Genomic DNA, 14,829 nt, shown 5'->3' on the forward strand with positions numbered 1-14,829 from the left:
TAAAAGAATATTTATTAAAAATGGAAGGTAAGATATTATGGGAAGAATAATAGTAGATTTAAGTAAGGAAAAATGGCAATGTGAACATATACGACCTGGACAAGGAGTTAAGGAAGAATTTGATAAAATACCTTGTGAACGTCAAGGCTCAGCTTTTAACTGGAACTACGTAAAAATTCCTGGAGATGTTTATACAGATTTACAAAGGGTAGGAGAAATTGACGACCCATTCTTTGGCCAAAATATGCATAAAATGAAGTGGGTTCAAGAACAAGAATATTGGTATATGTGTAAGTTCAATATACCTGTAGAAATGCAAGGTAAAAAAATCAATGTGGTTTTTGAAGGCGTTGATTATAGTTGTCAGGTGTGGTTTAATGGCTATGAATTAGGTGGGCATGAGGGTATGTTCTCAGAATTCTCTTTTGATATTAGTCCTTTTGCCAAATATGAACAATGGGGCGGAGGTTCCAATATTTTGTTGGTTCGACTAGACCCACCTCCAAGAAACTTTGAAAGAGTATCAGGTATGAAATTTAATTATAATGGGGACTATCATACTGGACTTGTTCCTTTTGGTATCTGGAGACCAATCAAAGTGGTAGCAACTGAAACTGTAAAAATTGATAATACTAGAATAGAATCTTACGTTAATGGAGATAAAGCATCTGTATCTTTTGATATTCTTGTGGATAATTTAGTAGCAAAATCAGAAAATATGACGGTAGAACTGACTATTGAAGGAAAGAATTGTGATACTAAAGCTATAATAAAATCCATTGATACATTAATTCGATCAGGTGAAAACCATATTATGTTTGATGTTCAGATAGATGAGGCTAATTTATGGTGGCCGTGGGATATGGGAGATCAAAACCTTCATATAGTTAAAATAAAGGTTTTGAAAGATGGACATATAGTGGATGAAATGCTTGAAACTTTTGGTATAAGACAAATTGAAATGGCAATGAATCCAGGGTATACAAAAGAAGAAGTAGAAAATCCATGGACATTTGTTGTCAATGGTAAAAAAACTTATCTACGTGCTGCTTGCTGGGGTGGACAACCTTCCTTGTTATATGGGAAAAATAGTGATGAAAAATATGAAAGATTATTGCACATGGTTAAAGAGGCTAATATTAATCACCTGAGAATATTTGGGTGGCATCCACCAGAAGTACCGGCTTTCTATGAGTTATGCGATGAATTGGGGATAACAGTTTGGACAAATTTCACTTTCTCAACTAATGTTATCAGAAAAGAACTTCCTTTTGCTAATGCTATGATTAATGAATGTATGGCTATTGTAAAAGAAAGAAGAAATCATCCATCAGCTATATATTGGATGGGTGGAGAAGAAGTATCTTTTACAGATGCACATGCTGAAAGTGGTAACAAAAAGCTTATGGAAATGATTGGAGAAGAAATAAAAAGACACACAAATACACCTTATGGATTAGCATCACCATTAAGTAATGAAACAGGTATAAAAATGGGTTATAAACCAAAAGAATCACATCATGCCAATGGGCATTACTATGGTGCGGGACATTTATTTATGGAAGAATTCTATCCAACCAAAGATTGTTGTATTATACCAGAACTTACTGCTGCATCGGCACCGAGTGTAGAAAGTCTTAAAAAATTTATTCCGGAAGATGAATTATGGCCAATGGGAATGAGTTGGGCATATCATTGGGCGGATATAGATTATTTAAAAATTCTTAATGTAGAAGTATTTGACGATGTTAAGATGGGTTCTTTAGAAGAATTCGTAGAGGCTACCCAATTAGCACACGGGATTATTTTACAATATGCTCTTGAGGTTTATAGAAGAAGAAAACCTTATAATAGTGGAGTTGCACTATGCCATTTTATCACTCATTGGCCAGATATAAAATGGGGTCTTGTTGACTATTATGGGGATAAAAAATTATGCTTTGATTATGTAAAAAGAACATATGCACCATTACTTATCAGTTTAGCTTATGATAAAAGAAGATGGGAAGAAGGCGAAGATTTTAAGGGAAGTATTTGGATAGTTAATGATTATTATGATACATTAAAAAATTTAACTGTGAAGTATAAAATATCAGATGAAAATGGAGAAGTTATTCTTAAAAATATTGAAAGTATAGATTTGGTTGAAAGTGCTAGCTCAAAGGAGTTTACTGGTATTGAATGTATTACGCCTAAAGGAAAGACTTTTAATATTTGTGTTGAATTATTGAATGATAGAAATGAAATTATTGCAGAAAATGATTATACCTTATTAATAGGAAGTCAATCAAAAGCAAAGGCTATTTGTAAAGAAATGCGATTAGATGCTGAGGATAGGCAGAAAAAAATGCCTGGATTTTATAGATACTTCCCAGAAAAATGGGTATAAAGCTAAATTGAATTAAAAATTCAAGGAGGAAACATGAAAAATTTAAAAGGCAAAAAAGCATTGATAACTGGCTCTTCAAGAGGAATAGGAAAACAAATTGCTATAGGACTTGCCACTCTAGGATGTGATATTATTTTGCATGCTAGAACTTTAGAAAATTTAAAGGAAATAGAAGAAATATTAAAAAAATATGATATAAAGGTGTATAAAATTGCTTGTGAGCTATCAGATCCTAATTCAGTACAATTAATGTTAGAAGAGCTTGATATGAAACATAAAAACATTGATATTGTATACAATAATGCAGCGATTTCATGTGAAAATCAGCTATTATTTAATACACAACGGAAAGTGTGGGATGAAATTTTTGAAGTGAATTTATTTGCACTAATTAAGATTTGTGAGCATTTCTTGCCACTTATGATAGAAAATAAGTATGGTAGAATTATTAATTTTTCATCTGGAATTTCAAATCAACCAGAAATGGCTCCATATGCTGTGAGTAAAGCAGCTGTCAATAAATATACTGAAGATATGGCTATTAGATTAAAAGGAACTAATGTATTAATGAATCTTATAAATCCAGGCTGGGTTCAAACAGATATGGGGGGAGCTAATGCTAGTTCATCCATTGAATCTGTACTTCCGGGTGTAATTGTTCCGGCTTTATTAGATGATAATGGAGAATGTGGTAAAACATTTAATATATGGGAGTATAAAAATTTGGAATTACCTAAATTAGTAGTATGATTTTGATGGATAGATATCTATGTTTTAGTGATGGAAGTGGAAATGAGTAAGTAAGTCAATTAGTGTTAAATTTCAAAAAATTTATAAATTAAAGAATCGGTAAGTAATCTTAAGGACTACTTACCGATTTTTTGTTATAATTATAATAGACCATCAAACAGCTAGAGTGTAAGGAGTGATTAAAGTGTATAAGGTTATAGTGGTTTCAGAATATGCCATAACAAGAATTGGTATAAGTTATTCAATATTTTGGGAAAAATATGGGTACACAGTAGTAGGAAATGCAGCTAATTTTAAAGAAATGATGGTATTGATTAAATCAGAACAACCGGATTTAATATTTATTGAAATAAATGATAAAAGCACGCAACAAGTAAACCTTACTGAAATAGTAAAATTAAAAGGAATACAATGTGAGTTAATAGTTATTGGTTCTAGTGATGATAAAAATTATATTAATAAAGTTTTAGATTTAGGAGCTTTAGATTATATAGAAAAAAAATATTTTGAACCAATAAAAATCGTTGAAAAATTAGACTACTATAAAGATATATTATCTGAAAAAAATAAAGATATCCTTAAAGATAATAAAGAAATAAGTAAAGACATTATGTTAGCAGCACAATCACAAATTCTAAAAGAATTACTTTATGGCAGAAGAAATGAAGCACAATTAAACCCAAATATACTTAAGCTTTATGGTGTATATTTTTCTTATAATAATTTTGTTGTAATGATGACAAAAATTCGCAATAATGGTGAAAGTATGGGAAATAGAAGCACCTTGAGATTTTTCCAAGAAATCGTTGAGGAGGGTGGTATTACATATATATGTAATAGTAGCTTGAATGAATTAAGTTTTATTTATAATTTTAGGGTTACTGAACAAAGAGAACAAAGTTTTATTGTAAATGAAATGGCAAAAAGAATTCTTTCAATTATAAAAAAATATTATCAAGTCAATGCAACTATTTTTATTAGTGGTTTTCATGAAGGAATAAATAATATACCTTTAGCTTATTTACAATCATGTCAAGCATTTAAGATGAAACAAAATGTTTTATCTAGTCCATTTGTATATTATGATGAGTTAAAAAGTGATGGAACTGTGAAGATTTATGAATCTTTAGATAATTATGTAGATGAACTAGATATAGCTTTAAAGGAAACAGATGAAGTAAAAATAAAATATATAAGTTCTAGATTTATAAATGAAATCCATAGAATAAACTATATAGAATTAAGTCACTTAAAATATGTTTTATCTGCTGTAACTTATGTAATAAATGATTATATTGAAACAATAGGTTGTGATCTAGGAGATATGTGGGGAAAGGATTTAAAGCCTTATGTAATCATTGAGAATTTGGAAAATAAAAACGATTTTATAGAATTTATTCAACATATGGGAGAAAAATTAGTAAAAATTGTAACTGAAAATAAAGAATCAAATATCTATATTAAAAAAATGAAAGACTATGTGAAAACACATTACACTGAAGAAGTTAATATTAAGAAAGTAGCTAATGAAATTGGGCTTACAACTTCATATATGAGCACTTTGTTTAAGAAAAATACAGGGCAGACATATAAAGATTATTTAATTAACTATCGCCTATTAAAAGCAAAGGAATTACTTTCTACCACAACAATGCAAGTAGCTACAATATCTCAGAAAATAGGTTATGATAATGAAAATTATTTCAGTAAGATGTTTAAGCTAAAAACTGGGGTTACTCCTTCTAGCTACAGAAATAAATATTATAAATAAAAGAACTATTAACAGAAAAAAAGAAAGAAAATATAAAAAAAGTGCACTTCTTAAAAGAAGTTCACTTTTTTTTGTACATACAAAGTATAAAATGAAAGTTATTAGTAGTTGCGTTCATTAACCATGAAATTAAGAGATGTTATAATGTTTACATAGTAAATAATATTATTGTTTGACTGTAAATAATAATTAAATTTGAGGAAAGTATAACAAATGAAGTAAAGTTGTTATAAATAGAAAGGATGGTATTATGAGCCGAATTGTTTTAGATTTAAGTAATGAAAAATGGCAATGTGAACATATTCGACCTGGACAAGGTATTAAGGAGGAATTTCATAAAATACCATGTGAACGTCAAGGTTCAGCTTTTAATTGGAATTATGTAAAAATTCCAGGTGATGTTTATACAGATTTACAAAGAGTAGGAGAAGTTGAAGATCCGTTTTTTGGTCAAAATATGCATAAAATGAAGTGGGTTCAAGAACAGGAATATTGGTATATGTGTAAGTTTAATGTACCAGTAGAAATGGAAGGTAAAAGAATCAATGTTCTTTTTGAAGGAGTAGATTATAGTTGTAATGTTTGGTTTAATGGTCATGAACTAGGAGGGCATGAAGGAATGTTCTCTCAATTCGCCTTTGAAATTAGCCCTTTTGTTAATTTCGCACAATGGGGTGGGGGTTCAAACATTTTATTAGTTAGATTAGACCCACCACCAAGAAATTTCGAAAGAGTATCAGGTATGAAATTTAACTACAATGGTGACTATCATACAGGACTTGTACCTTTCGGCATTTGGAGACCAATTAAATTGGTAGCAACAGAAAATGTAAAAATTGAAAATACTAGAATAGAATCTTATGTGAATAATAAAAATGCTAGAGTATCTATTGATGTTCTTGTGGATAATTTAGTAGCAAAGTCAGAAAATATGACCGTAGAATTAACTATTGAAGGTAAGAACTGTGATACTAAAACTATAACAAAATCCATTGATACATTAATTTCATCTGGGGAAAACAAAATCTCATTTGATATGGATATAGATAATGCTAATTTATGGTGGCCATGGGATATGGGGGAACAAAACCTTCATATTGCAACAATAAAGATATTAAAAGATGGTTTATTAGTAGATGAAGTTGTTGAAATATTTGGTATAAGACAAATTGAAATGGCAATGAATCCAGGTTATGAAAAAGAAGAAGCGGAAAACCCATGGACATTTGTTATTAATGGAACTAAAACTTATTTACGTGCTGCTTGTTGGGGTGGGCAACCTTCATTATTATACGGAAAAAATAGTGATGAAAAATATGAAAAGTTATTAAATATGGTTAAGGAAGCTAATGTTAATCATCTTAGAATATTTGGGTGGCATCCGCCAGAAGTACCAGCTTTCTATAATCTATGTGATGAGTTGGGGATAACTGTTTGGACAAATTTCACTTTCTCAACTAATGTTATTAGAAAAGAATTACCTTTTGGTGATGCAATGATTAATGAGTGTATGGAGATTGTAAAAGACAGAAGAAATCATCCATCAGCTATTTTCTGGATGGGTGGAGAAGAAGTATCTTTTACAGATGCACACGCTGAAAGTGGTAATAAAAAACTTATGTCTATGATTGGTGAGGAAATAAAAAGATATACAAATACACCTTATGGATTAGCATCACCGCTAAGTAATGAAACAGGTATAAAAATGGGTTATAAAACAAAAGAATCACAGCATGCCAATGAGCATTACTATGGCGCAGGACATATTTTTATGGAAGAGTACTATCCATCATTAGATTGTTGTATTGTTCCAGAACTTACAGCAGCATCAGCACCAAGCGTAGAGAGTCTTAAGAAATTCATCCCTGAAGATGAATTATGGCCAATGGGAATGAGTTGGGCATATCATTGGGCTGATATAGATTATTTGAAAATACTTAATGTAGAAGTATTTGATGATGTTAAGATGGGGTCTTTAGAAGAGTTTGTAGAAGCTACTCAATTAGCACATGGTATTATATTACAATATGCTCTTGAGTTTTATAGAAGAAGAAAACCTTATAATAGTGGGGTTGCTTTATGTCACTTTATCACACATTGGCCAGATATTAAATGGGGTTTAGTTGATTATTATGGTGAGAAAAAATTATGCTTTGATTATGTAAAAAGAACATATTCACCATTGCTTGTAAGTTTAGCTTATGATAAGAGAAGATGGGAAGAAAAAGAAGAATTTAAATCAGCTATTTGGGTTGTTAATGATTATTATAAATCATTTGAGAATTTGACAATCAAATACAAAGTAACGGATGAGAATAGTAAGGTTATTGCTGAGAAAATTGAAAGTATTCAGAAAGTTGAAAGTGCTAGTTCAAAAGAATTTATAAACATAGCATGTGAAACTCCAAAAGGAAAAACATTTAATATAGCAATTGAGTTATTGAATGATAAAAATGAAGTAATTGCAGAGAATGAGTACACTCTATTGATAGGCAGTCAATCAAAAGCAAAAGCTATTTGTAAAGAAATGAGATTGGATGCTGATAAAAGACAAATAGAGATGCCAGGGTTCTATAGATATTTCCCAGAAAAGTGGGTATAAAATCACTAGATATTTAAATAAATTAACCATTTTGTTGTTATCAGCAAAATGGTTAATTTGAATACTTATAAGCTCGGTAAATATTAATTAAATTTAAATTATGAGGTGAGTATAATGAAATTGTTAGAAGATATTTTAGTTTTGGATTTTAGTCAGTACCTTTCAGGCCCATGGGCTGCAATGAGACTTGCAGACTTAGGGGCTAGAGTAATAAAAATTGAAAGTCCAAGAGGTGGCGATGGTTGCCGTCAATTAACTCTTAAAAACCTTAAGGTGGATGGAGATAGCACTGTTTTTCATTCAATGAATCGTAATAAAGAAAGTTATAGTGCAAATTTAAAAGACCCAGATGACCTCGCTAGGGTAAAAAAACTAATAGAAAAAGCTGATGTTTTAATAGGTAATTTTAGACCAGGAATCATGGCTAAATTTGGACTTGATTATGATGCTGTAAAAGAAATCAATCCTCAAATTGTGTATGCAAGTATAACTGGTTATGGAACTACAGGACCTTGGAAGGAAAAACCAGGGCAAGATTTACTACTTCAATCCCTTACAGGAATACCTTATCTTAACGGCAATGGCGACCAACAACCAGTACCTGTAGGTTTGGCTGTTGTTGATATGTTTACAAGTGCAAATGCTGTGCAAGGTATTCTAGCTTCACTTATTAAGAGAATGAAAAGTGGCGTAGGTTGTCATTTGGAAGTTAGCATGTTAGAAGCAGCTGTAGATTATCAATTCGAAGTTGTAACCACTTATCTTAATGATGGTGGGGAATTGCCAAATAGAAGTAAGGTTAATAACGCTCATGCTTATGTTGCTGCTCCTTATGGAATATACAAAACAAAAGATAGTTATATAGCTCTTGCTATGGGGTCAATTCTTCAATTAGGAGAATTGTTGAAGTGCCCCCCATTACTAAATTACCAAGATCAAAAAACTTGGCATACTAAAAGAGATGAAATAAAACAAATTTTAGCAGACCATCTTATCACACAAACAACAACTTATTGGTTAAGTATTCTTGAGCCTGCGGATTATTGGTGCGCTGCTGTAAATACAATGACAGAGCTTATGGAGCATGAGGGTATGAAAGAAGCTGATATGATCCAAGAAGTAACACGTAAAAATGGTGCCAAGATTCGTACTACACGATGTCCAATGAGGGTTAATGGAGAAAAACTTTTTTCATCAAAAGGCTCACCAGTATTAGGCGAGGATACTGACTGCATTAATGAAGAATTCAAATTATAAGGAACTTAGGAGGTTATTATGATAAGATTAAAAGGTATGACATGGTCTCACGCAAGAGGTATTAAACCACTTGAAGCAGCGGCTGCTTCATACAAGAAAATGCATCCAGACATTGAAATCACTTGGGCAGCAAGATCACTATCTGATTTTGAACTTTTCCCTCTTGATCAATTAGCAACGGAATATGACTTAATTATGATTGATCATCCTCATATAGGTACGGCTTATGCTCAAGAATTATTAGTTCCATTAGATACAGTATTACCAATAAAATTTTTGAAAGACCAAAGAAAAAATTCTGTTGGTAAAAGTTACGAAAGTTATAACTGGGAAGGACATCAATGGGCTTTGCCAGCTGATGCGGCGGCACAAGTTGGTGCTTACAGAAAAGATATATTTGAAAGAGAACAATTAAAAGTTCCAATCACTTGGGAGGAAGTGTTCAAAATAGCTGATTCACTTCCAACTAATTGTAGGATGGGTATACCATTTGTTCCTGTACATGCATACTCCAGTTTCTTTTCTTTGTGTTCTCAATTATCTAATGAACTTTTCTGGAGTAATGGAGTGGACTTAGATCTTGAAGTTGGTAAAGAAGTTCTTAAATTACTTCAAAGAATTCTTTCTAAATCTCACATTGATTCTTATGATTGTGACCCTATTAATATGTTAGATAAAATGTGTACAACTGAAGAAATTGCTTATATACCACTTGTGTATGGGTATTCAAATTATTCAAGAGCTGGTTATCTTAAACATTTTGTTAACTTTGTTGATATGCCTTCTGATACAGGGATACCAGAGGGGAGTATGATTGGTGGTGTTGGACTATCAATTTCTTCAAAATGTGTTTATCCTAACATTGCTTCTGATTTTATAAAAATGTGTGTTGACCCAGCATTCCAATGTACAACTTTCTATGATAATGCTGGTCAACCAGGACATAGAGCTGCATGGATTGATGAAAAAGTAAACAAAGATTGTAATGATTTCTTTATAAATACCTTAAAAACACTGGATAATGGATCTATGAGACCAAGATTTAATGGGTATATATCTTTTCAAGAACAAGCAGGTACCAAAATACGTCAATTTGTTATGGATGAGCGAACAGATTATCACACATTCATTAATGAATTAAATATATTAATTAAAACTTGTAAAATAAATGATTAAATAAGTAAATTGAATATGGAGGGATCTCATATGGATGGAGATATATTATATAGTAAAAGCAATCATGTTGGGACAATTACTATTAGTAGAGCAAATAAAATGAACTCAATTACTAAATTTATGGCGGAAAAATTACAAGATATTTCAAGAGAGATTAATAGTGATTCTGATGTAAGAGTTGTTGTAATTCAAGGAGAAGGTAGTAAAAGTTTTTCAACAGGAAGTGATATCAACTTAATTCACCAATATGGTACTCCGTGGGAATTGAGAAACAGACTAGATTATTGCGCAGCTATTAGAGCTATTCGTAAACCTACTATTTCAAAAATCAAGGGATATGCCCTTGGAGGTGGATTTGAGATAGCTTTAAGTACAGATATGAGGTTTGCTTCTGAAACAGCTAAGTTTGCTGCATCAGAAGTACAACATGGATGGATATCGGGAAGTGGACTAACTCAAATTCTTAGTAGAAATATTGGATACAATAGAGCAGCAGAATTGATACTTACAGGAGACATGATTGATGCTGAGACGGCTAAAGAGCTTGGAATAATCAATAAAGTATTTTCAGATGAAGAATTGGATGTTTATGTGGATAACCTTGTAGCCAGAATGAAAGAACTTTCACCAATAGCAACTCAATTAGCTAAACAAAACCTTATTGCTTCACAAAATATGGGGCTGGATATGGGCCTTGAGTATGAAAATGATTTATTTGCCTTTAGTTTCACAACAGAAGACAGTAAGGAAGGTCTTTTGTCTTTTAAAGAAAAAAGAAAACCTAAATTTACTGGGAGGTAATGATCATGCCAATGGCACTTGAAGGCATCACTGTTTTAGATTTCAGTCAAATGTTAGCGGGCCCATTTTGTGCCATGATGTTGGGTGATTTAGGAGCTAATGTTATTAAAATTGAACGTACTAAAACCGGTGATCTTTATAGATATATGGCTTTTGGAAATAAGTTTATGAATGAACAAGCTGCAACGACTTTTCTAGCTTGGAATCGAAATAAACGTTCTTTGGCAATTGATATTAAATCCTCAGAAGGAAAAGAAGTGGTTTATTCAATTGCTAAAAAAGCAGATATTGTTATACATAATTTTAGGCCTGGTGTTATGGAACGTCTAGGTTATGGGTATGATGATTTGAAAAAAATAAATCCTAAGATAATTTATGCATCAAATTCAGGATTCGGTCCAACTGGACCTTACTCAGAACGTCCAGGACAGGATTTACTGGCACAAGGATTGTCCGGTATAATGAGTTTGACAGGAAGAAAAAACAGTGCTCCAACCCCACTTGGAACTGGATTGCCAGACCATTTATCAGCTTATAATTTAGTTTATGGTATTTTGGGAGCACTTTTCTATCGTGAAAGAACAGGGGAAGGACAGAAGATTGAGGTTGACTTATTTAGGTCTATGTTAGCCTTTGAAGGACAAGAATTATCAACCATTTTAAATACAGATATTCAATGTTCAAGACCAGATTCAGGGATAGCACTTCCTTTTCAGGATGCCCCTTATGGAGTTTATGAATGTAGTGATGGTTATATATCAATTGCAATGGGAAAATTTGATATTCTTGCAGAAGTATTAGAAGAACCAGATCTGTTATGCTACAATGATCCTCAGCTTTTATATGATCAACGAGATAATATTTTTAAATTAATTGAAGGAATAACAAAAAGCAACACTAAAGAGTACTGGCTAAAGAAAATGTTAGAAGTAGATTTATGGGTAGCTCCTGTGAATGATATTCAAGATATCCAACATGACCCACAAGTGGAACATATGAAATCCATAACAACTTATCGTCATCCAATTATGGGTGAAATAAAAACTGTTTCACCAGCAATCACCTTGAGCAAAACTCCGGCAAAAATTCATTTGCCACCACCAATGGTTGGACAGCATAGTAGAGAGATTTTATTGGAATTAGGTTTAACGAATGAGGAAATAGAATCTCTATCTTCCAAAAATATAATAACAGAATATGATTAGGAAAATAAAAATAGCGGTAAGTAATCTTGAGGATAACTTAACGCTATTTTTATTTTTTTTATTAGGAATAAATAAACCGCATAAAAATCTAATAGGTTTTATTAATATTCATCTTCAATGTAAAGGAAAAGGTTTCATTTGGTTGTAGGCTATAATATTTATTATTTGTTTTTGCGGTATCAAGAGAATCGTAGAATCCGTTACTTGGTTCTAAGGCACAGTTATAATTGTTTTTGAAACCAGATTCATTAATCCAAAGACCTAGATAGGGCAATTTTATTGAATCATATTCTAGTACAAAGTATGCATCTATACTTGGGTAGTAGGCACCACATTTACCTTGATTAATTGATTCTACAGCATAATATTTTTCGCATTTGTTAGCTTTTTCACCTGCAACTTTGTTAAGATAATAATCTGTTCCATTTAAATCTTTAGTTTTAGGATAAGAATGAATGGTACCTTTTTTGCCCAGTACATTACTATCACAAACATTTAAAACTTGTTGTACATTATCAGGAAAAATAATTTTCATATCATCTTCACAATTCATAAGACAATGTACTGTATAAAATCCATCAATAGTATATTTACCTGTATTTTTAATTTGATATTCTAGATTTAAACCTGAATCGTCTAGGAATAATGTTTTTTCATAAATATAGGGTAATAGTTCACTAGTATATGAAAGTTTTAATTTTCCTTCTATCCAGTGGTAATCAAAATTTCCGAACCATATATCACCATGATCTGGATAGTATATTAACTTATTACCATAAACAACATCACTTTTATCAATATTTGGATAGCAATCATCAAACCCGGATGTATCATAATCTGCAAAGGTAGAGTATTTCTCAGGTGTTTTGTAGTAATCGCTTTGGTTTTGATAAAGTAATTCAAAGTTATAATCCTTACTATAAAATGATGCGATTTTACCACCTAATTCTGGTAAAACAATAACTTTAAACTTATTGTTTTCAAAGGTTAAAGCTTTAACTCCTTTAAATATGATTTTCTTCATAAAAGTGCTCCTTTTCAAAGTTTTTGAGAACCTTAATTTGATTTGTATTTTATTAGAATACAATAAGAATGGTTGCTATTATGTAAGTAATTCTTTTTATGTAAATTGGAATGATAAATAATTTTAGTAGAAAATTGAATGCAATTTTAAATAAATAAAGTATACACTAAGTATAAAATAAAAAAAACTATCAGTCAATGATGAGGGAAAAGTTAATTTGTGAATATTTGGTGAGTAATTAGAAATATAAACTAATTCTAAAGGGTAAAAAAGAACAGTAAATTGGATGAAGATGTATGAATAAAACAAAGTAAGGTGTATACAATTAAACGAGGAATGTGGTATACTTTTATTAGTGAATTACTTTGTAAATTAAATTGGAATCTATTTTAATTTAGATGTTTTTCCACCTTGATTTAAGCAAAAAATATTAGGAAATATAAGTTATATTAAATTTTAATGTATAATAAAGGAGTAAGAATATTGAGAATAACTAATTTGGAAACTTTTCATGTGAAACCAAGATGGCTATTTTTAAAGATATTAACCGATGAAGGTATTGTTGGTTATGGAGAGCCAGTTATTGAAGGACAAAGTAAAATTGTGGAAAAAGCAGTACATTCTTTAGGTAAGTTACTTATTGGCAAAAACCCATGTGATATTGAATATTTATGGCAGCTTTTATATAGAGGGTCCTTTTATAGAGGTGGACCTATTCTAGTTAGTGCTATTAGTGGTATTGAGCAAGCATTGTGGGATATAAAAGGTAAGTATTACAAAATGCCTGTCTATGAAATGTTAGGAGGCAAAGTTAGAAACAAAATTAGAGTATATCCCCATATTGATGGTAATTATCCTAATGATGGAAATACTAGCACTGAAAGATTTGTAGAATGTGCATTAAAAAGGAAAAAAGAAGGATTTAATTTTGTAAAGTTAGGATTACCGGATGAATCTATGAAATTCTTAGAGAGTCCATCTAAGCTCAACGAAATTGTTGAGAAATTTGCCAAGGTTAGAGAAGCAGTTGGTGATGACATGGATATTGCAGTTGATTGCCATGGACGTATGTCTACAGCTATGGCAATTAGGTTTTGTAAAGCATTAGAACCTTATAATCCTGCCTTTATTGAAGAACCTGTATTACCGGAAAATGTAGATGCTTTAGTTAAAGTAAAAGAAGCAACATCTATACCTATTGCTGCTGGAGAAAGACGTTATACTAAATGGCAATTTAGAGAACTTTTAGAAAAGCAAGCTGTTGCTATTGTACAACCTGATTGTTGCCATGCAGGGGGAATACTAGAGGTGAAAAAAATTGCTGCTATGGCAGAAACCTATTACTGTGGAGTGGCACCACATAACCCACTTGGGCCCATATCCCTTGCTGCATGTCTACAAGTCGATGCTTGTACCTCTAATTTTTTCATACAAGAATTTCCGGCTATGTATAATGGTTGGGATAGAGGAGAAAAATATCTTGCTCACCCATTTCAAGTTAACAATGGTTATATAGATGTTCCTAAAGGCCATGGCTTAGGAATCCAGATAAATGAAGATAGTTTGAGAGAAATGTCTTATGACGGTGAATGGGAGACACCTTTGTTTTTTGATAGAGATGATAATTCTATGGCTGATTGGTAAAAAGTACAATACTAAAGAATCTATAATAGTAGGATTATTTAAAGGATAGGAGAGGCGTTTGTAATAAACATTGTAACTTAGTGAAATGAACTAAGATGTATAAAAAAAATAGTGATAACTGTATACAGAAATACCTTGGTTATGGTATACTATTATCAGTAAAATGTTTTGAAAATTAAATTATGAAGGGCGTTAAAGTAACGTTTATAT

10 protein-coding genes are annotated in these 14,829 nt (G+C 31.4%); 9 read left to right on the plus strand and 1 reads right to left on the minus strand.

Features of this window, described 5'->3' with window-relative positions:
• Nucleotides 1-37: 37 nt before the first annotated feature.
• The 8 genes from BUB83_RS13570 (at nucleotide 38) to BUB83_RS13605 (ending at nucleotide 11,951) form a co-directional block, all read left to right on the plus strand.
• Nucleotides 38-2,389 carry a glycoside hydrolase family 2 protein gene (locus tag BUB83_RS13570; RefSeq protein WP_073339009.1) on the plus strand — a complete coding sequence of 784 codons (2,352 nt, stop codon included), beginning with the start codon at nucleotides 38-40 and terminating at the stop codon, nucleotides 2,387-2,389.
• 33 nt (nucleotides 2,390-2,422) lie between these two features.
• Entirely contained in the window at nucleotides 2,423-3,139 is a 717-nt protein-coding gene (locus BUB83_RS13575) for an SDR family NAD(P)-dependent oxidoreductase (RefSeq protein ID WP_073339010.1), read from the plus strand.
• 184 nt (nucleotides 3,140-3,323) lie between these two features.
• The gene (locus BUB83_RS13580; RefSeq protein ID WP_073339011.1) at nucleotides 3,324-4,910 is read left to right on the plus strand and encodes a response regulator transcription factor; all 1,587 of its coding nucleotides are present in this window, start codon (nucleotides 3,324-3,326) and stop codon (nucleotides 4,908-4,910) included.
• A 250-nt stretch (nucleotides 4,911-5,160) separates the two neighbouring features.
• A complete protein-coding gene (locus BUB83_RS13585; RefSeq protein WP_073339012.1) occupies nucleotides 5,161-7,512 on the plus strand; it encodes a glycoside hydrolase family 2 protein in 2,352 nt (783 codons plus the stop codon).
• Between the two features lie 114 nt (nucleotides 7,513-7,626).
• The gene (locus BUB83_RS13590) at nucleotides 7,627-8,769 is read left to right on the plus strand and encodes a CaiB/BaiF CoA transferase family protein (protein ID WP_073339013.1); all 1,143 of its coding nucleotides are present in this window, start codon (nucleotides 7,627-7,629) and stop codon (nucleotides 8,767-8,769) included.
• 18 nt (nucleotides 8,770-8,787) lie between these two features.
• Nucleotides 8,788-9,945, plus strand: a complete 1,158-nt coding sequence (locus tag BUB83_RS13595; RefSeq protein WP_073339014.1) for an ABC transporter substrate-binding protein — start codon at nucleotides 8,788-8,790, stop codon at nucleotides 9,943-9,945.
• 30 nt (nucleotides 9,946-9,975) lie between these two features.
• The gene (locus BUB83_RS13600) at nucleotides 9,976-10,746 is read left to right on the plus strand and encodes an enoyl-CoA hydratase/isomerase family protein (protein WP_073339015.1); all 771 of its coding nucleotides are present in this window, start codon (nucleotides 9,976-9,978) and stop codon (nucleotides 10,744-10,746) included.
• A gap of 5 nt (nucleotides 10,747-10,751) precedes the next feature.
• Nucleotides 10,752-11,951, plus strand: a complete 1,200-nt coding sequence (locus tag BUB83_RS13605) for a CaiB/BaiF CoA transferase family protein (protein ID WP_073339016.1) — start codon at nucleotides 10,752-10,754, stop codon at nucleotides 11,949-11,951.
• Nucleotides 11,952-12,039: 88 nt separating this feature from the next.
• Here BUB83_RS13605 and BUB83_RS13610 read toward each other — a convergent pair whose 3' ends face one another.
• Nucleotides 12,040-12,975, minus strand: a complete 936-nt coding sequence (locus BUB83_RS13610) for an aldose epimerase family protein (RefSeq protein ID WP_073339017.1) — start codon at nucleotides 12,973-12,975, stop codon at nucleotides 12,040-12,042.
• 483 nt (nucleotides 12,976-13,458) lie between these two features.
• Here BUB83_RS13610 and dgoD point away from each other — a divergent pair, with 483 nt between their 5' ends.
• Nucleotides 13,459-14,619: a galactonate dehydratase gene (gene dgoD / locus BUB83_RS13615; RefSeq protein WP_073339018.1), complete on the plus strand. Its 1,161-nt coding sequence runs from the start codon at nucleotides 13,459-13,461 to the stop codon at nucleotides 14,617-14,619.
• The last annotated feature ends 210 nt before the right edge of the window (nucleotides 14,620-14,829 follow it).

The sequence above is a fragment of the Clostridium grantii DSM 8605 genome (assembly GCF_900129965.1).
In the GTDB taxonomy this organism is placed as follows: Bacteria; Bacillota; Clostridia; order Clostridiales; family Clostridiaceae; genus Clostridium_AF; species Clostridium_AF grantii.

What these genes read in the sequence shown, in the direction of transcription:
- BUB83_RS13570 (WP_073339009.1), top strand. Translation starts at nt 38, where the DNA reads ATGGGAAGAATAATAGTAGATTTAAGTAAGGAAAAATGGCAATGTGAA.
- BUB83_RS13575 (WP_073339010.1), top strand. Translation starts at nt 2,423, where the DNA reads ATGAAAAATTTAAAAGGCAAAAAAGCATTGATAACTGGCTCTTCAAGA.
- BUB83_RS13585 (WP_073339012.1), top strand. Translation starts at nt 5,161, where the DNA reads ATGAGCCGAATTGTTTTAGATTTAAGTAATGAAAAATGGCAATGTGAA.
- BUB83_RS13590 (WP_073339013.1), top strand. Translation starts at nt 7,627, where the DNA reads ATGAAATTGTTAGAAGATATTTTAGTTTTGGATTTTAGTCAGTACCTT.
- BUB83_RS13595 (WP_073339014.1), top strand. Translation starts at nt 8,788, where the DNA reads ATGATAAGATTAAAAGGTATGACATGGTCTCACGCAAGAGGTATTAAA.
- BUB83_RS13600 (WP_073339015.1), top strand. Translation starts at nt 9,976, where the DNA reads ATGGATGGAGATATATTATATAGTAAAAGCAATCATGTTGGGACAATT.
- BUB83_RS13605 (WP_073339016.1), top strand. Translation starts at nt 10,752, where the DNA reads ATGCCAATGGCACTTGAAGGCATCACTGTTTTAGATTTCAGTCAAATG.
- BUB83_RS13610 (WP_073339017.1), bottom strand. Translation starts at nt 12,975, where the DNA reads ATGAAGAAAATCATATTTAAAGGAGTTAAAGCTTTAACCTTTGAAAAC.